The 21,884-nt window shown below is 53.4% G+C and carries 19 protein-coding genes; 16 read left to right on the forward strand and 3 right to left on the reverse strand.

What is annotated here, in order from left to right:
- Positions 1 to 20: 20 nt before the first annotated feature.
- Positions 21 to 1,097, reverse strand: coding sequence for a 3-deoxy-7-phosphoheptulonate synthase (locus HUO07_RS08155; RefSeq protein WP_176303148.1), 1,077 nt, complete (start codon positions 1,095 to 1,097; stop codon positions 21 to 23).
- Between the two features lie 391 nt (positions 1,098 to 1,488).
- Here HUO07_RS08155 and rpoE point away from each other — a divergent pair, with 391 nt between their 5' ends.
- The 5 genes from rpoE (at position 1,489) to HUO07_RS08180 (ending at position 6,234) form a co-directional block, all read left to right on the forward strand.
- Positions 1,489 to 2,088: an RNA polymerase sigma factor RpoE gene (gene rpoE, locus HUO07_RS08160; RefSeq protein WP_176303149.1), complete on the forward strand. Its 600-nt coding sequence runs from the start codon at positions 1,489 to 1,491 to the stop codon at positions 2,086 to 2,088.
- Between the two features lie 297 nt (positions 2,089 to 2,385).
- A complete protein-coding gene (locus tag HUO07_RS08165) occupies positions 2,386 to 3,111 on the forward strand; it encodes a sigma-E factor negative regulatory protein (RefSeq protein WP_176303150.1) in 726 nt (241 codons plus the stop codon).
- Positions 3,112 to 3,166: 55 nt separating this feature from the next.
- On the forward strand, positions 3,167 to 4,204 hold the full coding sequence (locus HUO07_RS08170) for a MucB/RseB C-terminal domain-containing protein (protein ID WP_176303151.1): 1,038 nt from the start codon (positions 3,167 to 3,169) through the stop codon (positions 4,202 to 4,204).
- Positions 4,205 to 4,235: 31 nt separating this feature from the next.
- On the forward strand, positions 4,236 to 4,688 hold the full coding sequence (locus tag HUO07_RS08175) for a SoxR reducing system RseC family protein (RefSeq protein ID WP_176303152.1): 453 nt from the start codon (positions 4,236 to 4,238) through the stop codon (positions 4,686 to 4,688).
- Between the two features lie 133 nt (positions 4,689 to 4,821).
- Complete coding sequence (locus HUO07_RS08180; protein WP_176303153.1) at positions 4,822 to 6,234, forward strand: DegQ family serine endoprotease; 1,413 nt, start codon at positions 4,822 to 4,824, stop codon at positions 6,232 to 6,234.
- Between the two features lie 140 nt (positions 6,235 to 6,374).
- On the opposite strand, the gene HUO07_RS08185 is transcribed toward HUO07_RS08180, so the two are convergent.
- A complete protein-coding gene (locus HUO07_RS08185) occupies positions 6,375 to 6,875 on the reverse strand; it encodes an MgtC/SapB family protein (RefSeq protein WP_101146163.1) in 501 nt (166 codons plus the stop codon).
- Positions 6,876 to 7,160: 285 nt separating this feature from the next.
- Between HUO07_RS08185 and lepA the strand changes: the two genes are divergently transcribed.
- From lepA to acpS, 7 genes are all read left to right on the forward strand, one after another.
- A complete protein-coding gene (gene lepA, locus HUO07_RS08190) occupies positions 7,161 to 8,975 on the forward strand; it encodes a translation elongation factor 4 (RefSeq protein ID WP_176303154.1) in 1,815 nt (604 codons plus the stop codon).
- Between the two features lie 15 nt (positions 8,976 to 8,990).
- Positions 8,991 to 9,794: a signal peptidase I gene (gene lepB, locus HUO07_RS08195; protein ID WP_176303155.1), complete on the forward strand. Its 804-nt coding sequence runs from the start codon at positions 8,991 to 8,993 to the stop codon at positions 9,792 to 9,794.
- Positions 9,795 to 9,861: 67 nt separating this feature from the next.
- Positions 9,862 to 10,554 (forward strand): ribonuclease III, encoded by a 693-nt coding sequence (rnc, locus tag HUO07_RS08200; RefSeq protein WP_035566125.1) that lies wholly within the window; start codon positions 9,862 to 9,864, stop codon positions 10,552 to 10,554.
- Complete coding sequence (era, locus tag HUO07_RS08205) at positions 10,551 to 11,450, forward strand: GTPase Era (protein WP_176303156.1); 900 nt, start codon at positions 10,551 to 10,553, stop codon at positions 11,448 to 11,450. Before rnc ends, era begins: the two co-directional genes overlap by 4 nt.
- Positions 11,451 to 11,458: 8 nt before the next feature.
- The gene (gene recO / locus HUO07_RS08210) at positions 11,459 to 12,154 is read left to right on the forward strand and encodes a DNA repair protein RecO (RefSeq protein ID WP_176303157.1); all 696 of its coding nucleotides are present in this window, start codon (positions 11,459 to 11,461) and stop codon (positions 12,152 to 12,154) included.
- Between the two features lie 52 nt (positions 12,155 to 12,206).
- On the forward strand, positions 12,207 to 13,037 hold the full coding sequence (gene pdxJ / locus HUO07_RS08215) for a pyridoxine 5'-phosphate synthase (RefSeq protein ID WP_176303158.1): 831 nt from the start codon (positions 12,207 to 12,209) through the stop codon (positions 13,035 to 13,037).
- 76 nt (positions 13,038 to 13,113) lie between these two features.
- A complete protein-coding gene (acpS, locus tag HUO07_RS08220) occupies positions 13,114 to 13,491 on the forward strand; it encodes a holo-ACP synthase (RefSeq protein WP_176303159.1) in 378 nt (125 codons plus the stop codon).
- Positions 13,492 to 13,548: 57 nt separating this feature from the next.
- On the opposite strand, the gene HUO07_RS08225 is transcribed toward acpS, so the two are convergent.
- A complete protein-coding gene (locus tag HUO07_RS08225; RefSeq protein ID WP_176303160.1) occupies positions 13,549 to 16,281 on the reverse strand; it encodes an ATP-binding protein in 2,733 nt (910 codons plus the stop codon).
- Positions 16,282 to 16,372: 91 nt separating this feature from the next.
- Between HUO07_RS08225 and cysM the strand changes: the two genes are divergently transcribed.
- The 4 genes from cysM (at position 16,373) to mazG (ending at position 21,880) form a co-directional block, all read left to right on the forward strand.
- Positions 16,373 to 17,281 carry a cysteine synthase CysM gene (cysM, locus tag HUO07_RS08230; RefSeq protein ID WP_176303161.1) on the forward strand — a complete coding sequence of 303 codons (909 nt, stop codon included), beginning with the start codon at positions 16,373 to 16,375 and terminating at the stop codon, positions 17,279 to 17,281.
- Positions 17,282 to 17,283: 2 nt separating this feature from the next.
- Positions 17,284 to 18,687, forward strand: a complete 1,404-nt coding sequence (gene rlmD, locus HUO07_RS08235; RefSeq protein ID WP_176303162.1) for a 23S rRNA (uracil(1939)-C(5))-methyltransferase RlmD — start codon at positions 17,284 to 17,286, stop codon at positions 18,685 to 18,687.
- A gap of 77 nt (positions 18,688 to 18,764) precedes the next feature.
- A complete protein-coding gene (gene relA / locus HUO07_RS08240) occupies positions 18,765 to 21,041 on the forward strand; it encodes a GTP diphosphokinase (protein ID WP_176303163.1) in 2,277 nt (758 codons plus the stop codon).
- Positions 21,041 to 21,880 (forward strand): nucleoside triphosphate pyrophosphohydrolase, encoded by an 840-nt coding sequence (mazG, locus tag HUO07_RS08245; RefSeq protein WP_176303164.1) that lies wholly within the window; start codon positions 21,041 to 21,043, stop codon positions 21,878 to 21,880. The genes relA and mazG overlap by 1 nt, the downstream gene beginning before the upstream one ends.
- The last annotated feature ends 4 nt before the right edge of the window (positions 21,881 to 21,884 follow it).

The raw sequence follows: 21,884 nt of genomic DNA on the forward strand, positions 1-21,884 counted from the left end.
GCCGTAGCGGGGTTTTCGAATTACTTAGCGATGCGCTTGGCCAGTGCGGCCGAAAGTTTGTCGTTCATGCGGTTGAAGGTTTCCACCGTGGTATCCCAGTCGATGCAGGCATCGGTAATGGAAACGCCATACTGCAGTTGGCTAAGGTCTTGGGTCAGCTTTTGATTGCCCCAGCCAATGTTGGATTCAACCATCAGGCCGATAATGGAGGTGTTGCCTTCCAAAATCTGGTTGGTGACATTCTCAAGCACCAAGGGCTGTAGCGCGGCGTCTTTGTTGGAGTTGGCGTGGGAGCAGTCGATCATGATGTTGGGCGAGAGTTTGGCTTTCTCAAGCTCTTTCTCCGCCAGGGCAACGCTTACGCTGTCGTAGTTGGGCTTACCGTTGCCACCGCGTAGAACGACGTGGCCGTAGGCGTTGCCGCGAGTGCGAATAATGGCTACCTGGCCCGCCTGGTTGATGCCCAGGAAATTGTGCGGGCTGGCCACGGACTGAAGCGCGTTAATCGCCACGTCCAGGCTGCCGTCGGTCCCGTTTTTAAAGCCGACCGGGCAGGAGAGGCCAGAAGCCATTTCCCGGTGGGTCTGAGACTCGGTGGTGCGGGCACCAATCGCTGACCAACTAATGCAGTCTTGCATATACTGGGGAGAGATGGGATCGAGTGCTTCGGTAGCGAGCGGTAAGCCCATTTCAGCGAGATCGACCAGCAGTTTCCGAGCGATGTGCAGACCTTCATCAATCTCAAAAGAGTCGTTGAGGTGCGGGTCGTTGATCAGGCCTTTCCAGCCCACCGTTGTGCGCGGCTTTTCAAAATAGACGCGCATCACAATATACAGGCTGTCGCTAACTTGATCGGCAAGTTTGCGAAGACGGCGGGCATAATCAAGCGCTGCTTCCACGTCGTGGATAGAGCAAGGGCCGACCACGACCAACAGGCGTGGATCGCTGCCATCCAGGATGTTCTGGATGGTTTTACGCCCCTCTATTACGGTGCGCTCTGCTGCCTCCGTTAACGGTATGGCATTCTTGAGCGCTTCTGGCGTTGTGAGAACGTCTTGAGCGAGGACGTTAAGGTTATTAACCTGCTGTTCTGACATCTTGCTACCTGTGCTTGCGTAATGGCTGAAAAAGTGAGGGGACGATAAAAGTGGCGTCTACTATCGCTTGCCGGGGAGGTAAAAATCAATTGTTGTGGAACTATAGCAGCATTAAAAGTGTCAGCCGCTGGGTTTTGTGAAAGGAGCTAAGTGCTTGATGCCCTGCACGGAACGCGCAACACTGAGGCTCTGTTTTAACTGGGCCCTGTCTTTAAAATTCGGTACCGTTATAAAATGCAACAACATATATGGGCGATGTATTCGCTCTTTTATTCACTCTATTATTAATTAATGCCCAAGGGACGCTATGCTGCTTGCTGTGAACGCCCACTTGTCAGGGCTAATAGGAATGGGGCTCGGCGTACGCCGTACGAGCTGGAGGAGCGTGTGAATGGGCACTCGGGAGACAGACCAACAGCTTGTGGAACGTGCCCAAAAAGGCGATACGCGCGCTTTCGATTTGCTGGTGAAAAAGTACCAGCACAAAATTATCGGCCTGATCGGTCGTTACGTTCATGATCACTCTGAAGTGCAGGATGTTGCTCAGGAGGCGTTTATCAAGGCGTATCGCGCCTTGGGCAAGTTTCGCGCCGAAAGTGCGTTTTATACCTGGATGTACCGTATTGCTATTAATACTGCCAAAAATTATTTGGTCTCGCGGGGCAGGCGTCCCCCGGGCAGCGATCTAGATATTGTTGATGCTGAAATTATCGATCAAAGTGGCCGATTGGCCGATTCAGAATCACCGGAAGCGGCCATTGCTAGAGATCAGCTTGAAGCAGCGGTTTACCAAGCTATTGCCAACTTGCCTGATGATCTGCGCACAGCGATTACCTTGCGAGAGCTGGATGGTCTTGCTTACGAAGATATCGCTCAGGTAATGCAGTGTCCGGTGGGTACCGTTCGTTCACGAATTTTCCGCGCTCGGGAAGCGGTTGATGAGCATATTCGTCCGTTAGTATCGACGGTCAGGAACAGTCGCGATGAATAACGGTCATTAATAAAAGGGCTAGGTGATCGCTTTGAATCGCCATCACAAAAAATGAAGGTTTTACTTTTTTTGTGAACTGTCTGGCACGTTTAGCGTCATAAAGCATGACTATCTTGATGAGCACAATGGTTGTATCAATGTGCAAAGCGTCATGAGCTTAGCGTTGTAATCTGGTTAGGTAAATAGCCTAAGTAGTGTGTAACGGAGTCTTGGCCTTGGAAGTCGTCGGCGTGATGGTGCTTGTTCTGAGTGGCCACTATGCCAGTACTTCTTTTAAACAGTGTGAGGGTGTGAAGTATGAGTCAAAACACACGGGAATCACTTTCGGTGTTGATGGATGGCGAAAGTGATGAGCTAGAGCTTCGCCGAGTGTTGAAGGCGCTGCCTAACGATGATGACGCCGCCGATACTTGGCGCCGCTATCATCTTGCGCGCAGCATGATGCAACGTGAGCAGGGTGTCGATGTAAGCGTTGATCTTTCTGCTGGCATCATGGCCCGATTGCGTGACGAGCCTGCTCCTATAACGCAAGGCTCAGACCAAGTGGCCCATCGCACTGGAGGGATATCGTTTGCCCGTGGTGCTGGCGTTGCTGCTGCTGTCTCCTTGATGGTTATTACAGGTGTGCAGTTCTTTGGCAGCGATTCGCCGGTTGGTCAAGGTGGCGACATTGCAACGACTGCTTCCAGTACTAATGGGGGGACTCAAGTGCAACCCGTTAGTTTGGCGTCTCAGTCGGCAGTTGCTGGGCCTGCAGATATGCCGATGTTTGAACCTACACCGTTTAGGCTTAGCGGGCAGTCAGGTCAAAGTGGTTTGATGAATATTAGTGAAGCTGGCTTCTCAGCGCAGACTCCTCAGGGAGTCACCGCTTCACAAGGCACTAACATTGATGTTGATCAGATCGGCTTATTGCAATCTTACTTAAAACAGCACACCCAAAGTGCCGCTTACGGTAGTGGTGACAGCTGGATGCCGCTGATGCGTCCTTCTGCAGTAACTGAGCCACTAGGGCAGCGCTAAGCCTCAATGACGGGCCTTTTCATAGCGCCTATTAGGTGAGCAGGGAGTGCGCGAGATGGAAGTGCGCAATATGATGGTTGCCCTGTGGACTAAGCGAGCATGGGGGCTAGCAAATGCAGCTATGGCTTGTATGCTCTCTTTTGATGTCTATGCAGAGAGCATAAATAAACAGTCAGAAAGCCACGCTGGTTATGAATGTGCAGCGGTTTCGCAGCAGGCGCCTAGCAGCGCAACACAGTGGCTTGAGCGTGGTTTGTGGGCCAGTCACTGTTACGCCTTTCAAGCAAGGGCCGTCGCTATTGATTCAATCGGGGTGCGCACTCTTGCGCTTTCGCACCGAATTCAAGACGGTATTCGACAGCAGGTAGTTCAGTATTTAGATGGTCCCTCTGTCAGTATCGAGCGACGCTCGCCAGTCGGGCGGTTAGCCTGGACAGAAGAGGACAGCACTGGTGAGCTGCCTTCTCCAGCGCGGTGGGCCGCTCACCTTGAGCAGTTCTATTCCATTGAGCTTGAAGATAACGCGCGTGTTGCTGGTCGTGAAGCGGTTAAACTAATGTTTGAACCTCGCGATCAATGGCGTTTTTCCCATGAGTGGTGGCTAGACCAAGACACTGGCCTGTTGCTGAAGCATGTACTCATTGACCAGCATGGGCGAATCATTGAAACTTTTCAAATCACTCAGCTTCAATCGCCTCGAAAGTATACTGGAATCGTTAGGGTAGATGGTTCAAAGGTCGTGCTGGGCACTCCCTGGCAAGTTACCTGGTTGCCCGAAGGTTTTGTTACTCAACCGATTAATTTTACCGGCAATGATCGGCATCAACGAGTTTATAGCGACGGTTTAGCGACGGTAAGTATCTTTGTGGAACCTCTTTCCTCTGATGCTACTACCGCTTTAAAAGAAGGCTTCCAGCAACTGGGTGTTTCTGCTGTCGCCATTGAGCATACAATGAGCGCTAAAGGTCGTTGGCAGGTGGTGGCCATTGGTGAGCTGCCTGTAGCAACACTCCAACGGATCGTCCGCTCAATCAATTTTGATTTGCTTGAATCTCGGACCAGTAGTGATAGCCACGATGAGGATGAGCCTTAGTGTTTTCGTTTTACGTATGTCAAGAAATGAAATGACGGCCTCTACTGCATGCTCCACTCTGCTGCGCACTGGCACTGTTGTAGGGTTTAAGCCCCAGCATCTTATTATAGAAATGTCTGCCCAAGAGAATTGTGAGCAGTGCGCGCAGGGAAGAGGGTGCGGTTTAGGATTGTTATCGCGTCGGCGCAGCCAGCACATTGCTATAGCACTTCCTGAGTCAGCCCTAGATATTGAGCAGCGTTATCCATTAGGGAAGTTGGTCACCATAAGCTTGCCAAGTGCATCCGTCACGCTACTCGCTTTTTTTGTTTATGGGCTCCCTTTACTGCTAGCGCTGTTGCTATCCGGCATAGTCTCGCGTGTTAGTGACTTAATTTGGCTGCCGCCACTGATCTTTTTTATCGCCTTGGTGGGCGGTGCGCTAAGTATTAACTACCTAATGTGTGGTCGAGGGGAACGCTTTCGTCCACGCTTGGTCAATTAGAAGGTTAATTTAGTCCTCCGGCACTTTTCTATGGACTGTTTCTATAAAAAATTTCTATAAACAGTTCCTATGAACGTTGCTGTGAGTCATTGATCTGCCTTCGATTACTATCACCTTAAGTAGGAGCTCTTGCATGAAGCGCTTGATTCTCCCCTCCACCCTATGGGTATGTGTGGTGGCATTGCTAACCTTTGGCCAAGCGGCCAGCGCACAGGGTTTGCCTGATTTTACCGAGCTGGTAGAGGATGCCGCCCCTGGGGTGGTGAATATTTCTACCAGTAGAACGGTTCAGCGTAGCAGTGTCCCTGGTTTTGAAGGGTTCGGCGGTCAGGAAATTCCAGAAATTTTCCGCCATTTTTTTGGCGATAGCTTCCCCGCGCCGCCTAGCAATGGGCAAGGACGTAGTGAGGAGCGTCAATCCTTAGGTTCTGGATTCGTTATTAGTGAAGATGGCTACGTGATGACTAACGCACACGTTGTTCAAGACGCTGATGAAATTCTTGTGCGGCTCAATGATCGACGTGAGTTGAGTGCCCAAGTGATTGGTAGTGACCCACAAACCGATGTAGCACTCCTCAAAATAGAGGCCAATGACCTGCCGACACTCACGCTGGGCGATTCTGATGAGCTCAAAGTTGGCGAATGGGTAGCGGCGATTGGTTCGCCTTTCGGATTTGAACACTCCGTCACGGCGGGTATCGTCAGTGCAATCAATCGCACCTTGCCGCGTGATGCGTATGTTCCCTTTATTCAAACGGACGTGGCGATCAACCCCGGTAACTCCGGTGGTCCGCTGTTTAATCTTGAGGGCGAAGTGGTCGGCATCAACTCACAAATCTTTACTCGTAGCGGCGGTTTCATGGGTGTCTCATTCGCGATTCCCATCAACGTGGCTATGGATGTTGCCGAGCAACTGCGTGAAGATGGCCGAGTTAATCGCGGCTGGTTAGGTGTCATGATCCAGCCGGTCTCCGAAGATTTGGCTGAGTCGTTTGGCATGGAGAGTGCGATTGGTGCGCTGATTGCTGACCTTGATCCCGAAGGCCCCGCCGCGCAGGGTGGCCTCCAGGCTGGTGATGTCATTCTTGAAGTCAATGGTGAAGAGGTTGAGCGCTCAAGCTCGCTGCCGCGTCTGATTGGCAAAGGTGAGCCCGGTACCGAGGTAGAGCTTACCTTGATGCGTGATGGTGAACAGCTGACCGAATCAGTAGAGCTGGGCAGTTGGCCGGACGCCGAGCAGCAGACTGCTCAAGCCACTAGCGAAAACCAAACACGTCTTGGCGTAATGGTCTCTGAAATTGATGATGCTATGCGTGAGCAACTGAATATCTCAGGTGGCGTGGTAGTTCGCCAAGTTGAGTCAGGTAGCGTGGCAGCTAAAGCGGGAATTCGGCCTGGGGATGTATTGGTAAGTATCGATCATCGCAGCGTCTCTTCTTCAGAGGAATTAATGAGCATTGTCAAAGAGTTGCCGACTGATCGTGCCATTCCGTTGCGCCTGTTCCGCGAGAGTCGTTCGCTGTTTGTAGCGCTTCGCCTAGAATAATCCATCTATTGTTACCCATAGTCCGGCGGTTCTCGCCGGACTATGGCTGCTAGCCTGCCTCACTCGATAATTAAGCTCGCTAGGCTGTATTTCCTACCTCTATTTCCTCCGACCACTTTATTTCCTCTTGCCTCTTTTGATCACTCCTCATTCTTTTTTTCACGTTCTTTACTCTTACCTTTTTTATCAACAAGGTTCTTTATAATGTCGTGCTCGAATCGGCCTAACATCACCATGATGATTAATCCCAAAATAGTGACCATAACGGCTAATGGGAAATTATTGATGCCTGCGGCAACCCCAACGGCACCGGCCAGCCAAATCGAGGCGCCAGTGGTAATCCCTTCGATGTGGGCGCCACTGCGAATAATACTGCCAGCACCCAAAAAACCTATGCCACCAATGACGCCCTCAACAACACGATTAGGATCGATACTTGCCGCGTGATCCCCTTCACTCGTGGCAAATAGCACGCTCATGCCAACAATGATAAATGCAGACGAGCCAAGTGACACCAGCATATGGGAGCGGAGCCCCGCGGGTTTGCCACGAAGCTCCCGTTCCAAGCCAAGGCACAGGGCCAGGCCGGAGGCAACAAGCAGGCGGGCTAGCATATCCAGGATGGGGATTTCGGTTTCCATGACATTCCTTTTTAAAGCTTATTCAATAAAAAAACCTAGTATAGGAATAAGCAAATGCCATGAAATAGTTAAAGTTGGCTTGCCCCTATGCCTGCACAAGGGGTGATAAATAGTACGTGTAGAGCCTTAGTAAGGTGATTAGGTGGCGGTTATTTTTGGCATTTTTTGATGAACATAGCACCGGAACCCCGCTAACGGTACAATGACACCAAATTTCGACTGCGCATTTCAAGGTACTTTTTTTAATCGTACTCGATTGCCTACATACCCGGATTAAATCGGCAAATGACCCAAGAAAACGATAGTAAAATCAAGCATATACGAAATTTCTCTATTATCGCACATATTGACCATGGTAAATCGACGCTCTCTGATCGTTTGATTCAGACCTGTGAAGGGTTAACGGAACGTGAGCTTAAAGAGCAAGTGCTCGATTCCATGGACATTGAGCGTGAGCGTGGTATTACCATCAAGGCTCAGTCGGTGACGCTGGATTATACGGCTGCCGATGGCCAGGTTTATCAGCTCAACTTCATCGATACGCCGGGGCACGTTGATTTCTCTTACGAAGTTTCGCGTTCGCTCTACGCCTGTGAAGGTGCACTGCTGGTAGTTGATGCAGCGCAAGGCGTGGAAGCCCAGTCGGTGGCCAACTGCTATACCGCGATTGAACAAGGCCTAGAAGTTCTGCCGGTGCTTAACAAAATCGATTTGCCTCAGGCAGATTGCGACAAGGTTTCTCAGGAAATCGAAGAGATCATTGGCCTTGATGCTACCGATGCCTGCCGGGTGTCGGCTAAAAGCGGTATTGGAATTGACACTCTGCTGGAACGCTTGGTGCGTGATATTCCGCCACCCAAAGGCGATCCCGATGCACCCCTGCAAGCGCTCATTATCGACTCCTGGTTTGATAACTATCTCGGCGTAGTCTCACTGGTGCGTCTATTTGATGGGACGCTGCGCAAAGGCGATAAGATCCGTATTAAATCGACGGGCCGCGACTGGGGCACGACGGAAGTGGGTATTTTTACCCCCCAGCGTAAACAGACTAATATCCTGCGTGCCGGTGAAGTTGGTTTTATTGTCGCTGGCATTAAGGAGATTCACGGGGCACCGGTGGGCGATACGATTACTCATACGAAAACCCCTGACGTCGCGCGCTTACCTGGTTTCCAAAAAGTGAAGCCACAGGTTTATGCCGGTATGTTCCCGGTCAGTGCGGATGATTACGAAGACTTCCGCGATGCGCTAGAAAAACTGGCGCTTAATGATGCTTCGCTTGAATATGTGCCAGAGAACTCCGATGCCCTTGGCTTCGGTTTCCGTGTGGGCTTTCTTGGCACGCTACACATGGAAATTGTGCAGGAGCGCCTGGAGCGTGAGTATAATATTGACCTACTCACCACGGCGCCAACGGTTGTTTATGAACTAGCGATGAAAAACGGCGACGTTAACTACGTCTCCAACCCCTCCAAACTGCCTGACATGGCCGACGTAGATGAAATGCGCGAGCCGGTTGTCCGCGCCAGCATCCTGGTTCCCCAGGAGTATGTAGGCAACGTGATTACCGAGTGTGAACAGCGCCGGGGTACACAGCGGGATATGCAGTTCTTAGGCAACCAGATTCAACTGGCCTATGAGCTACCCATGTCAGAAGTGGTCATGGACTTCTTCGATCGCTTGAAATCTATATCGAAAGGGTATGCATCGCTTGAGTACAACTTCGAGCGATTTGAAGAGGCTAAATTGGTGCGTTTAGACGTGCTCATTAACGGTGATAAAGTCGATGCATTAGCCGTCATTATCCACCGTGACCATGCCCACCCTCGTGGCCGTTTACTGGTGGAAAAAATGAAAGAGCTAATTCCACGGCAAATGTTTGATGTGGCTATCCAGGCCGCTATCGGTGGTCAGGTAGTCGCGCGCTCGACGGTCAAGGCACTACGCAAAAATGTGACCGCTAAGTGTTACGGTGGCGATGTCAGCCGTAAGAAGAAACTGCTCGAGAAACAGAAAGCGGGTAAGAAACGCATGAAACAAGTGGGGCGTGTGGAAATTCCCCAGGATGCCTTCCTTGCTGTGCTCAAGGTAAACGACTAGGAAAGAACACCACCCATGGATTTTTCATTACTTTTGGTACTCGCCGTTGCGCTTTCGGGCGTTGTTTACCTGTTGGACGTGCTGGTATTAAAACCCAAGCGCCGTCAACGTTTCGCCACAGCAGAGGCCAATACCAAGGAAGGACTTGACCCTGCTACCAGTGAAAAACTGCTTAAAGAACCTTGGCCGGTCGACTACGCACGTTCATTTTTTCCGGTGCTATTGGTCGTGCTGTTGGTACGTAGTTTTGTCATTGAACCCTTCCAAATTCCCTCGGGTTCAATGCGACCAACGCTCGAAGTAGGCGACTTTATTCTAGTTAACAAATTCGCTTACGGATTACGATTACCCGTGGTGAATACTCGCTTTATTGAAGTAGATGATCCGGAGCGTGGCGACGTGATGGTGTTTCGTTTCCCAGGTGAACCGTCGGTGAATTTCATCAAGCGTGTGGTTGGCATGCCAGGGGATCGTATCCGTTATGAAGGCAAACAGCTCTTTATCAACGGTGAAGCGGTGGCTAAAGAGTTGATTGAAGAGGGCCCCGAAGGTTCTCCCCAGCAGCTATTATTAGCTGAACGCCTTGGCGACGCTGAGCACTTTATTTATAACAACCCCCGCGACCCAGGCCCGCAGATGCGTGAAGTAGAAGTGCCAGAAGGGCACTATTTCATGATGGGTGATAACCGAGACCACTCCAACGACAGCCGCTATTGGGGCTTTGTGCCGGAAGAGAATATTGTTGGCCGTGCGTTTGGAGTATGGATGCATTGGGATGGCGGGTTGCCAAGTTTTACCAGCGTGCGGCGTATTGAATGAAGCACCTGCTTAGATTGTGGTTAGTCAGTTATGTCACTTTAGTTAACGTCAATGACGTAGGAGAGCTGTGAGTAATTCCTTGAACGCTTTTTGCCGACGAATCGGCCATACCTTTGGCGATGATACGTTATTGGAATTGGCCTTGACCCACCGCAGCTTCGGTGGTCGTAACAATGAGCGCCTGGAATTCCTGGGTGACTCCATTGTCAATTTTGTGATCGCCGAGGCGCTGTTTCAGCGCTTCCCCCAGGCTCGTGAAGGTCAGCTTTCACGTCTGCGTGCGCGGTTGGTGAAAGGCCAAACGCTGGCGGAGCTTGCCCGGGAAATGGAGTTCGGTGAGTGCTTGCGGCTAGGCTCTGGTGAGATGAAAAGCGGTGGGCATCGCCGTGAATCGATCCTGGCGGACGCGGTTGAAGCCATCATTGGTGCTATCTATCTGGATGCCGGTATGGATGTGGTGCGTGACCGTGTATTGGATTGGTATGCAGAGCGATTGGAAAATATCTCGTTGCAAGATACCCAAAAGGACCCCAAAACGCGTTTGCAAGAGTTTTTGCAGTCGCGTCAAGCCGCCTTGCCGCGCTATGAAGTTGTCTGCGTGAAGGGCGAGGCGCATGCCCAGACCTTTACCGTGGAGTGCTACATTGACCTGCTGGTTGAGCATACCACTGGTAAGGGCCCTAGCCGCCGTCATGCTGAACAGCAAGCAGCAGAAGAAGCACTGTCGTACCTCGAAAAAAGCCCTGGAGAAAAATCATGAGCCAAACCTGCGGATTCGTTGCCATCGTTGGCCGACCCAACGTGGGCAAATCGACCCTCATGAACCGTATTTTGGGGCAGAAAATATCGATTACCTCACGGCGCCCGCAAACCACGCGCCACCAGGTAATGGGTATTAAAACGGAGAATGAGACCCAGTTCATCTACGTCGATACGCCGGGCATGCACATCATGTCCAAGGACCGTAATAAGGCGATCAACCGCTTTATGAACCAGGCGGCTACCCAGGCACTGCGTGACGTAGATTGTGTGGTGTTTATTATCGACCGCACTCGCTGGACCGAAGAAGACCAGGCGGTGTTGAAGCGCCTGGAACACGTCAAAGCGCCGGTTATTTTGGCGGTCAATAAAGTCGACCGTCTCGGCGAGAAAGGCGATCTTTTACCGTGGTTGGCTGAGGTGGGTGCTCGACGCGACTTCGCTGCCATCGTGCCAATCTCAGCTAAACATGGCACCCAGGTGGATACCTTGGAAGAGGAGGTGGCCAAGCATCTCCCTGAAAGTGTTCACTTCTTCCCAGAAGACCAGATTACCGATAAAAGTCTGCGCTTTATGGCCGCTGAGCTGGTACGTGAAAAAGTAATGCGCCAGTTGGGCGACGAGCTTCCTTACCAGATGACCGTTGAAATTGAAGAGTTCCGCGAGACCGAACGTGTGACACATATCAGCGCACTCATCCTTGTTGAGCGGCAGGGGCAAAAAGTTATTTTGATTGGCGAAAACGGCGACCGACTCAAGAGTATTGGTCGTGAAGCACGCCTTGATATGGAGCGCGCGCTGGGCACCAAAGTCATGCTGAATCTCTGGGTGAAAGTGAAGCGTGGTTGGTCGGATGACGAGCGCGCCTTGAAAAGCCTGGGTTACGACCTCGATTGAGTGTAGCGATGGCGCCTGAGCCGGCTTTCTTGCTTCATCGTCGGCCTTACCGTGAAACCAGTGCGCTGGTAGATCTACTAACCCTTGACCACGGCAGAGTGCGTGCTGTCGCCCATGGTGGACAACGGCCCGGCTCAAAATCTCGCCAACGTTTGCAGCCTTTTACACCGCTATTCGTGACGTGGCAGGGCAGCCGTGATTTAAAGCGGCTGACGCTGATGGAATCACGCGGCCAAACGGCATTATTAGCGGGTGAAGGCTTGCTATGTGGGCTTTACGCTAATGAAATCGCCACTCGACTATTGCCGCTTGAGTTGCCAGCCTCTGATGTATTCGCCTTTTATACAGCGCTACTGGAAGCGTTGCCAGCGCCCGCTGAGAGGGCGTTGGCATTGCGCCGTTATGAGTGGGCGCTATTGGAAGCGCTTGAAGCAACGCCGCAGTTTACAACACCGGAGGGCAGCGTTTTGGACCCCCAACTGCGCTATCGTTTTGATGCAGCGACGCGCGCTTTTTCCCCGGCCGAACGCGGTTTAGATGGCCGCACGCTGCGTTATATTGAACAGGGTGACTGGCAGCATGAAGGGCTCGCTAACGCTTTGAAGGCAGTGATGCGTGCCGCACTGGCACCGCACCTGGGTTCCACCGTCTTACGCTCGCGGGAATTAATGCTCGATTTAGCGCGACGTCGCCATCGTCCTTAATGATTGAATTTCTTGCTCACAAACTCTTACTTATCGCTGCGCTGGAGGCACTATGCACCCCCCTCGGATACTGTTAGGCGTCAATATTGACCACATTGCGACACTTCGCCAAGCCCGAGGTACCCGCTACCCTGATCCTGTTCAAGCCGCGCTAGTGGCAGAAGAGGCGGGGGCTGATGGTATTACGGTGCATTTGCGTGAGGACCGTCGTCATATTCAGCCTCGTGATGTGCGTATTCTGGCCGAAGTGCTTAATACCCGCATGAACCTGGAAATGGCGGTTACCGAGGAGATGCTGGCGCTGGCTGAAGACGTGCGTCCAGCCCATGTTTGTCTGGTACCTGAGAAGCGTGAAGAACTGACTACTGAAGGTGGCCTGGATGTGGTCGGCGGCTTTGACGCTATTGCCAGCGCCTGCCAGCGATTGAGCGCAGCGGGCTGCGACGTCTCTCTGTTTATCGATCCTGACGTAGAGCAGATCGATGCTGCCCAGCGCGCCGGGGCTCCTACCATCGAGCTGCACACGGGCGCTTACGCAGAAGCTCGGCCAGGCAGCGATGCGGCGAATGCGGAGTATCACCGCTTAACAGCTGCCGCCACGCATGCTGTCTCACTAGGATTGGTGGTCAATGCTGGTCACGGCTTGCACTACCATAACGTTGAAGCCATTGCGGCATTGCCAGGCGTCAACGAGCTTAATATTGGTCATGCCATTATTGCCCGTGCGCTGTTTGTTGGCTTGAAAGAGGCCGTACAAGAAATGAAACGCTTGATTGTCGCAGGCCAAGAGGCAGGGCTAATGGCAGCTCTCGATGCCCACGATCATGAGCACGACCATGAGCATACAGAGGACCATGTGCATAACGGATGCTGCGGGCATTGATCAAAGATTGACTCTCACACGTTGACTATTCAGGGGTTGGCTATTCAGGAGTCCATATTAAGAGGTTTTTTAGGCGATGATTGTGGGTATTGGCTCCGATATAGCTCGTATTGAGCGCTTTACGCGGGCGGTGCAGCGGCACGGCCCGCGCTTTGCGCAGCGAATTTTAGGGCCTGAAGAGCATGCACTTTGGCTCCAGAAATCCCAGCCTGCCGCCTTCCTCGCCAAACGTTTTGCTGCCAAGGAGGCGTTCGTTAAAGCGCTAGGGCTTGGCCTGCGCCACGGAATGCAGTGGTGTGATATCCAGGTGCTTAATGATGCCTTGGGTAAGCCTTACTTCGTGCTTGACGGTAAAGCAGAGCGGCTACTCCAGGCGGCAGGCGTCACGGCGAGTCATATCACCTTGAGTGACGAAGCCGAGTACGCGGTTGCTTTTGTGGTGCTGGAACGCTAATAGCCAGCCAAGACAGGACGAAGCTTTGGTCTTGGTCTTTAGGCATTAGTTATTGGCTTAGGACCTGAGTAAAAACGGGCGGTGTGCTTTTAGTCGTGCCATTGCACGATATAAGTCCTCCAGTAGCCCCTCTACATGGTCTAAGCCGCTGGTCCGCAGCCGTGTCTCCAGTGTCTCTACCAGCAATGCCAGCTCCGGCGCGCCGCAGTAGCGGCTGGCGCCATTCAATCCGTGGACCCAATCGAGCAGCATCGGCAAATTTTGCTGCGCAAAAGCGCTACGCATGTGGTGTTCGCTTTCATCCAAGCTGTCGATCAAACGTTTTAGCTGCTCCCGTGCGAGGTACTCTTTACCGCCTGCTAGGCGGGCGCCTATCTCAAGATCCACAACGGGTAGCTTGGCGGGCGTCGTGTGGCTAAATGACTTAATAGTGGTTTTGCTACTGCTCGTTGAAGAAGGCGTTTCATTGCTGTCGGCTAGCTGATGGGTAATCCCCAAAAAGCGATGCAGCAGTTGATGTAGCTGTGCCTCATCAATGGGTTTTATCAGGACGTCATCAAGGCCTTCGGCGAGCCACTTTTGGCGTTCACTGCTAAGGACATGAGCGGTGACCGCTATAATGGGGCAGCGAGCCCATGTACTGCTGAGTCGGCGCAACGCTTGGGTGGTTTGTACACCATCCATGCCAGGCATACGAATATCCATCAGCACCATATCTACGTTGCTGGTTCGCGCAAACTCTAGTGCTTGGTGGCCACTTTCTAATGCCGTGATATGCAGGGCGGGATCTTCAAGCATATTTTTGAGCAGCTCACGGTTCGGCGCATTGTCATCCACAATCAATAACTTGACGGGTTGAGACGACGCTGGCAGAGCGGCTAACGGCCCAGGCTTCTTATCGGACACGAACGCCGGCAGCAGTATTTGCTTAAGCGATGCCACCAATTGAGCGCGTGAAAAGGGTTTGTAAAGCGTTTCACCGCCCTGGGGTAATCGTAAAGGGGGCAGGTCAAAACTGTTGCCGTTGGCTAAAATCAATACAGGGCAAGGCGTTTGATCAATGACTTTTTGCCAGTAGCGGTGGCGCTCGGGCGTATAATCACTGTGCTCCAACCCCAATATCAGCAGTTGTGCCGGCTCCGGGGCATCAAACGCAATCGGTTGCGCTTCCCAGCGTTGCAGCAAATGCTCCAACACATGGCGAGTAGGCGCATGTGTTTCATAGAGGCAAATAGTGGGGTTGGCTAGGCTAATCTCCGCTGGTCGTTCGATCGCTTTGTGAGCCAGCAGGGGCAGTGTAAAGGAGAAAGTGGTGCCTTGGCCCAGTACACTCTCCAGCTCAATCTCGCCACCCATGCGCTCAATGAGCTGGCGGCAGATAGTAAGCCCCAGGCCACTGCCGCCAAACTCGCGCGAATGGCTGGGTTCAGCCTGGGAAAAGGCGCTAAATAAGGCCTTCTGATGGGCATCACTAAGACCAATTCCGGTGTCACTAACGCTGAGGTTAAGCACGACATGCTGGCCTTCCTGGTTATCCAGCATGACACGCACAATCACGTCACCTTCATGAGTGAATTTGAGCGCATTACCAATCAAGTTATTTAACACTTGATGAATACGCAACGGATCACCGCTCAGTGGTGTAGGGACATCGTCATACACCATCGCCACTAGGTGTAACTGCTTGCGCTGGGCTTCAGGCGCGTGAAGTCCTATCACTTCATCAACCAGTGCGACGATATCAATATCCGCTTCTTCAAGGGTAAGGCGATTGGCCTCAAGCTTGGAAAAGTCGAGCACATCGTTAACCAACATAAGCAGGTTGTCGCAAGCGCGATGCACGTGCTGCAACCATTCCTGCTGGCGGGTATCCAGCGATGAACGGCCCAGCAGTCGGCAAAACCCAATAATGCCGTTGAGTGGGGTGCGAATCTCATGGCTCATGTTGGCTAAGAATTCGGATTTCACCGCATTCGCCCGCAAAGCGCTGCGGTGGGCCAAATCGAGCTTTATATTCTGCTCCTCAATGGTTTCCATGGATTCTTGCAGTTCGCTGGTGGCCTGCTCAATTTGCGTTTGCATATCCCGCTGGGCCTGCTGAAAGTGTTCAGCGAGGGTATTAATGTGGCTAGTCAGGTGGTTAAGTTCCGCCGCATTAGAAGGCATCAGATGTAGCCGATAGTCACCGCGGGATAGGCGATAAAGCGCTTGGTTAGCTTCTTCGATAGGGCGGGTGGCATAGCGACTGATGGCGAAGGCGATTAAAAACATCAGCAGGCCAAGCAACATGCCGCCTAAGCTAAGACTAGCAATCAATTTATAACGGCCCAGGGTGAGCGCTCGGGTGTCCATTTCAATAACCAGCCAGCCTGCGCTACTACTGACCGCACTGACTAAGCTTGTATTGGGCTGGGTAACCGCTAACGGTAAGCGCAGTCGCCAAGCCTCTTCTTCCATGAGCAGTTGGCTGCTAGCTGGCGCTTCCAGAGTGGGTTGCGCAGCGTTGCCCAGTAATAAAAGACGATCGCCTTGCGCATCAAAAAGCGCAACCGCCCGCAATCCTCTCATGGTGAGAAGTTGGCGGGCCAGGGCCTCAAGACGCTGAGAATCACTCTGTGCGACCGCGTCAGCAAAACTGGGCAACAGCAGCTCGCCAGCATTTTCTAAGCGTTCTTGCTGTGCCGCCCGAGCTTCCGTATCACTCTGTATGACCAGTAATACAGCCATCATGGCGTACACCAGGAGCGGGAAACCGAGTAGGGCAAATAGAAGACGGGTATTCAATGACATGAAAAGAAGCTCGCTGATTCAATGAGGTTGCCTGTCCAGGTCAAGGCAGCACCGATATAATGCAGCATAACGGTTACGATAAGGAATTTTCATGAACGATCTTAAGGGCTATCCCACGTTGGAAGAGACTGTTGGCAACACGCCATTAGTGCGCCTGAAGCGCATTAGCGCCGGTCGCAACAATACCCTGCTGGCCAAGCTTGAAGGCAATAACCCAGCGGGTTCGGTCAAGGATCGTCCCGCACTCTCCATGATCAGCGAGGCGGAAGCCCGTGGTGATATTACCCCCGGCGATACGCTGATTGAGGCAACCTCAGGTAATACCGGTATTGCGTTGGCTATGGCGGCGGCGATCAAAGGCTACAAAATGGTACTCGTGATGCCGGAAAACGCCTCGGAAGAGCGTAAGCAGGCGATGGCAGCCTATGGGGCCAAACTCATTTCGGCCAGTAAAGCCGGTGGCATGGAGGAAGCTCGGGATATAGCGGATGACATGATCGCCAGTGGCGAGGGAAAACCGCTCAATCAGTTCGCCAACCCGGACAACCCGTTGGCGCACTATCGCACCACTGGCCCTGAAGTATGGCAACAAACCGGTGGCGAAGTGACTCACTTTGTAAGCTCAATGGGCACCACGGGCACTATCATGGGCGTGTCACGCTATTTAAAAGAGCAGAACCCGGCTATCCAGATTGTCGGGTTGCAGCCCGCCGATGGCGCCAGCATTCCTGGTATTCGTCGCTGGCCAAAAGAGTACCTTCCCGCCATCTTTGAAGCGCCTCGGGTGGATGTCACGCTTGATATCGGCCAGCAAGAAGCCGAAGAGCATATGCGTCGTCTTGCCCGCGAAGAGGGTATTCTGGCCGGAGTTTCATCAGGTGGTAGCTTGGCAGGCGCGCTGCGCATTGCCGAGCAAACTGAAAATGCGGTCATTGTGTTTATTGTCTGTGACCGCGGTGACCGCTATCTCTCTACTGGCCTATTTGCCCCAGGAGTATAACCATGGCCATGTTGGGAAAAAGGCGGCCGTCTAGGCCCGCGTCAGGTCATTCTGGGCTTGCTGGAACGCCAGGCGGCAAAACGCGTCATACAGCTACAGATAATGATACGTCGCCCTTGGTGATTGAGCGCTTAGCGCACGATGGCCGTGGCGTCGCCCACTCAGCCAACGGTAAAACCGTGTTTGTTGATCAGGCGTTGCCCGGTGAACAGGTTGAGGTGGCGACTCATCTGACGCGCAAACGCTTTGACGAAGCGCATATAAAATCACTGCTAACGTCCTCTGATCAGCGTGTTAAGCCCCCGTGCCCGCATTTTGGCCACTGTGGCGGCTGCGATTTACAGCATTTAAATATTGATGCCCAGCGCACCCACAAGCGTGAGGTGGTGCGCGACCTGTTTGCGCGTCAAGGCATCACGCTAGGCGAGATTGGCTCGATTCAGGGCGATGCTCAGGGCTATCGGCGTCGTGCACGGCTAGGCGTCAAGGTAGATAGCCAGGGCAATACGCGCCTCGGCTTTCGTGCTGCCCATAGCCATCGCTTAGTCGATATTGAGCGCTGTCCGGTGTTGGTTGATTCCTTACAGCAGTTGTTAACGCCACTACGCGAGTTGCTCCAACGCTTAGATGCTCCGCGCCATGTGGGTCACATAGAATTGCTGGCAACGGCGACCACCCAAGTAGTACTGGTTCGTCAACTCAAAGAGCACCTTCAGGATGCCGAGCGCTGGCAAGCCTTTGCCCAGCAGCATCAAGTGGCCTTAGGCACTTGGTTGGGGCGTGAAACACCCACGCTGCACTGGCATGGCGCGCCCCCGGTGCTGGAAGAGTCGCTAACACTCAACGACCAGCCACCGCTAACACTGAGTTTTGCCCCAGGCGATTTTTTACAGGTCAACGCCCAGGTTAACCAGCAAATGGTTGCCCAAGTGATGCAATGGTTGGCGCCCAAGCCAGGGCAAAAGCTGCTCGATCTGTTTGCAGGTATCGGGAATTTCAGCTTGCCCATCGCCGCGGCGGGTGCTGAAGTGCACGCAGTGGAGGGCAATCCTGCCATGGTGGCGCGGATTGCGATAAATGCTAAAAACAACGCGCTGATGGTTAGCGGCCAACAGGCCGACTTGAACGACTCCGCCAGCGTTAAAGAGCTGCTATCTGCTCATCGTGATAGTGATGCGCTAGTGCTTGATCCGCCGCGCAGCGGTGGGGAAGCAATTTGTCAGGCGCTGGCGCGCCACCCGGTGCCCAGAGTGGTCTATATTTCTTGTGATCCCGCAACGCTTGCCCGGGATGCGGCACATCTTGTGCGTGCGGGTTACCGGGTTAAGCAAGTAGCAGTGGCAGATATGTTCCTTCACACTGCGCATATGGAAACACTAATGTTGTTTGAAAATGATGCTGTTTGAAGCTGATGCAGCTAAATGCGTCAAGCCACGGTGACAGCCGTGTGGAGATCGTCCCCCAGAATGGATGAGTGATAGTCATGGTAAAAGTGCGTGAAGACCAGCCGCTAACCGCTAGCGGAAAGGTGGATATACAACAATGGTTAACGCGCCTGCAAGAAGATGTGCGCCTACGTGATCCCGAGCGTTTAGTCGAGGCCTGTGAGCTTGCTGAATCGTTAGAACTAGAAGCCCCTCGCACGCATCGTGTATGGCTTTCGCCGGGTTCCAGCTTCCGCATGGGCCTGGAAATGGCCGATATCCTTGGCGATTTGAAGTTGGATCAGGCCGCGCTGGAAGCTGCCGTTCTCTACCGTGCAGTGCGGGAAGGCTTACTGAGCCTTGAGGCGGTGACAAAACGCTTTGGAGAAGAAGTCGCTAGTCTGATTGATGGCGTGCTGCAAATGGCCGCCATCAGCTATCCATTGGCGCCTGACCATGGCATGGGCCAGCATAACCAGCAGGAAAACCTGCGCAAGATGCTGGTTAATATGGTGGGCGATGTGCGCGTCGCCTTAATCAAAATTGCCGAACGCACCTGTGCGCTGCGCCAAGTAAAAGACGCCCCTCGGGAAAAATGTTTACAGGTGGCCAGGGAAGTTGCGGATATTTACGCACCCTTGGCTCACCGTTTGGGTATCGGCCAGCTCAAATGGGAGCTGGAAGACCTATCGTTTCGTTACTTGCACGAAGACGAATACAAAGCGATTGCCAAGCTGCTGGCGGAAAAACGTCTCGACCGCGACCGCTATATCCACGATGTGGTAGAAACCATCAAGGGCTTGATGGAGGCCCAGCATATCCACCGCTACGATGTGGATGGGCGGGCCAAGCATATCTACTCGATCTGGCGCAAAATGAAGCGTAAGCGGATCGATTTTTCGCAAGTTCACGACGTGCGCGCAGTGCGGATTCTGGTGCCGGAAGTCGCCGACTGCTACACCGTGCTGGGCATCATCCATTCGCGCTGGCACCACGTGCCGAACGAGTTTGATGACTACATCGCCAACCCCAAGAAAAATGGCTACCAGTCACTACACACCGCCGTCATGGGGCCGGAAAACAAGGTGCTCGAAATCCAGATTCGCACCTTTGCTATGCACGACGAAGCTGAACTGGGCGTCTGCGCCCACTGGCGCTACAAGGGCCACGATACCAACGCCAAAAGCCGTAGCTATGAAGAAAAAATCGCCTGGCTGCGACAAGTATTGGAGTGGCAGGACGAAGTGGGTGGCTTTGGCGACCTGCGCGAAGGGCTCTCCAGCGATGTCGCGCCTGACCGCATCTACGTGTTCACCCCCGATGGCCATGTGATCGATTTACCGCGGATTGCCACGCCTATCGATTTTGCCTACCGAGTGCATACCGAAATTGGTCACCGCTGCCGTGGCGCCAAAATTAACGGTCGTATCGTGCCGCTGACCTATAAGCTCAAAACGGGCCAACAGATCGAGATTCTGACGGCCACTAAAGGCGGGCCAAGCCGCGACTGGTTAAACCCCAGTTTGGGCTATGTGCGCACCTCCCGGGCGCGGGCCAAAATCCAGGCGTGGTTCAAGCACCAAGCGCGGGATCAAAACCTGGATGAAGGGCGCGCGCTGTTTGACCGCGAGATGCGTCGCCTGGATGTTGAGGGGCTCGATCTGCCCAAGTTGGCCAAGGCGGTTAACTACCTCAATGCTGACGATATGTACGCCGCCATTGGCGCCGGTGACCTGCGCATTGGCCAAGTGTTGCATCAGGCCCAACAGCTGTTCGGCGAAACCGACGACCAGGAGCAGCTTAATCGCCTGCTAGCCAAGCCTCAGCGGCAATCCAGCAAAGCCACCAAAAGTGATATCACGGTGCTTGGCGTCGGCAACCTGAAAACCAGCATGGCGAACTGCTGTCGGCCAGTGCCTGGCGAACCGATCATTGGCTTTATCACCCAGGGGCGTGGCGTCACCGTGCACCGTCAGGACTGTAGCAATATTCTGCAATTGCGCCTGGACGAACCCCAGCGCATTATCGAAGTAGAGTGGGGCGAACGCGCCCAGACCCGCTATCCGGTGACCATTGAAATTCAAGCCTGGGATCGCTCCGGGCTGCTGCGCGATGTGACAGGGCTGCTCGGCAATGAAAAAGTCAACGTACTCGCCGTGAACACATTGACCGATACCGACGAGGGCATCGCCCGTCTGCGCATTACCTTGGAAGTGGATGGCCTGGAATCCCTGGGGCGTCTGTTCTCCCGTATCCAGCAATTGCCAAACGTCACCGAAGTACGACGTTTGCGCAACGCCGACCCGGAAAAGCAATCACGTAAGGGAGGGGCATAATGCGCCATGGTATGGACGACCTGCTGACCCTGATGCAAGTGCTGCGTGACACCGAACAGGGCTGCCCATGGGACTTACAGCAGGACTGGGACAGCATCGTGCCGCACACCCTGGAAGAAGCCTACGAAGTTGCCGATGCTATTGAACGGCGGGCCTTCGACGAGCTACCCGGTGAGCTGGGTGATCTGCTCTTTCAGGTGGTCTATTACGCCCAGTTTGGTGCTGAAGAGCAGCGCTTCGACTTTGACGATATTGTCGATACGCTGACCGCCAAGATGCTGCGCCGCCACCCGCACGTCTTTCCGGAGGGCACTCTGGCTTCCCGCCGCCCGCCAGGCGTAAGCGCCGAAGAGGTGCAAACTCAGCAGGTCAACAGCCGTTGGGAGTCGTTGAAGGCTGAAGAGCGTGCCGAGCGTACGGCCAGAACGCTCTCGGTACTCGACGATGTACCGCGCACACTGCCTGCACTGAGCCGGGCTGCCAAGCTGTCTAAGCGCGCTGCACGGGTTGGGTTTGATTGGCCGGATGCCAGGGGCGTGGTCGCCAAAATTCGGGAAGAGCTGGCCGAAGTCGAAGAGGCGCTTGCCGCCGGTGACCAACAGCACGCTCAAGAAGAGGTGGGCGATCTGCTCTTTGCGGTGACCAATCTTGCCCGCACCCTGAACGCCGACCCAGAACAGTGCCTGCGCAGGACGAATGCCAAATTTGAACGCCGCTTTCGCTACGTAGAGAGCGAGCTTAGCGCTGCCCAGCGGCCCTTAACAGAGGCTTCGCTAGACGAAATGGAAGCCCACTGGCAAGCAGCGAAAGCACAAGAAAAACAACCTACCCATTCCTGATTAA

It is taken from the genome of Vreelandella maris, assembly GCF_013371085.1.
Taxonomy (GTDB): domain Bacteria; phylum Pseudomonadota; class Gammaproteobacteria; order Pseudomonadales; family Halomonadaceae; genus Vreelandella; species Vreelandella maris.

Coding starts and splice junctions, on each gene's coding strand:
- HUO07_RS08225 (WP_176303160.1), bottom strand. CDS start 16,281: ATGTCATTGAATACCCGTCTTCTATTTGCCCTACTCGGTTTCCCGCTC.
- acpS (WP_176303159.1), top strand. CDS start 13,114: ATGATTGTGGGTATTGGCTCCGATATAGCTCGTATTGAGCGCTTTACG.
- HUO07_RS08185 (WP_101146163.1), bottom strand. CDS start 6,875: ATGGAAACCGAAATCCCCATCCTGGATATGCTAGCCCGCCTGCTTGTT.
- HUO07_RS08180 (WP_176303153.1), top strand. CDS start 4,822: ATGAAGCGCTTGATTCTCCCCTCCACCCTATGGGTATGTGTGGTGGCA.
- era (WP_176303156.1), top strand. CDS start 10,551: ATGAGCCAAACCTGCGGATTCGTTGCCATCGTTGGCCGACCCAACGTG.
- rlmD (WP_176303162.1), top strand. CDS start 17,284: ATGGCCATGTTGGGAAAAAGGCGGCCGTCTAGGCCCGCGTCAGGTCAT.
- pdxJ (WP_176303158.1), top strand. CDS start 12,207: ATGCACCCCCCTCGGATACTGTTAGGCGTCAATATTGACCACATTGCG.
- relA (WP_176303163.1), top strand. CDS start 18,765: ATGGTAAAAGTGCGTGAAGACCAGCCGCTAACCGCTAGCGGAAAGGTG.
- rpoE (WP_176303149.1), top strand. CDS start 1,489: ATGGGCACTCGGGAGACAGACCAACAGCTTGTGGAACGTGCCCAAAAA.
- lepA (WP_176303154.1), top strand. CDS start 7,161: ATGACCCAAGAAAACGATAGTAAAATCAAGCATATACGAAATTTCTCT.
- mazG (WP_176303164.1), top strand. CDS start 21,041: ATGCGCCATGGTATGGACGACCTGCTGACCCTGATGCAAGTGCTGCGT.
- HUO07_RS08165 (WP_176303150.1), top strand. CDS start 2,386: ATGAGTCAAAACACACGGGAATCACTTTCGGTGTTGATGGATGGCGAA.
- HUO07_RS08155 (WP_176303148.1), bottom strand. CDS start 1,097: ATGTCAGAACAGCAGGTTAATAACCTTAACGTCCTCGCTCAAGACGTT.
- HUO07_RS08170 (WP_176303151.1), top strand. CDS start 3,167: ATGGAAGTGCGCAATATGATGGTTGCCCTGTGGACTAAGCGAGCATGG.
- cysM (WP_176303161.1), top strand. CDS start 16,373: ATGAACGATCTTAAGGGCTATCCCACGTTGGAAGAGACTGTTGGCAAC.
- HUO07_RS08175 (WP_176303152.1), top strand. CDS start 4,236: ATGACGGCCTCTACTGCATGCTCCACTCTGCTGCGCACTGGCACTGTT.
- recO (WP_176303157.1), top strand. CDS start 11,459: ATGGCGCCTGAGCCGGCTTTCTTGCTTCATCGTCGGCCTTACCGTGAA.
- lepB (WP_176303155.1), top strand. CDS start 8,991: ATGGATTTTTCATTACTTTTGGTACTCGCCGTTGCGCTTTCGGGCGTT.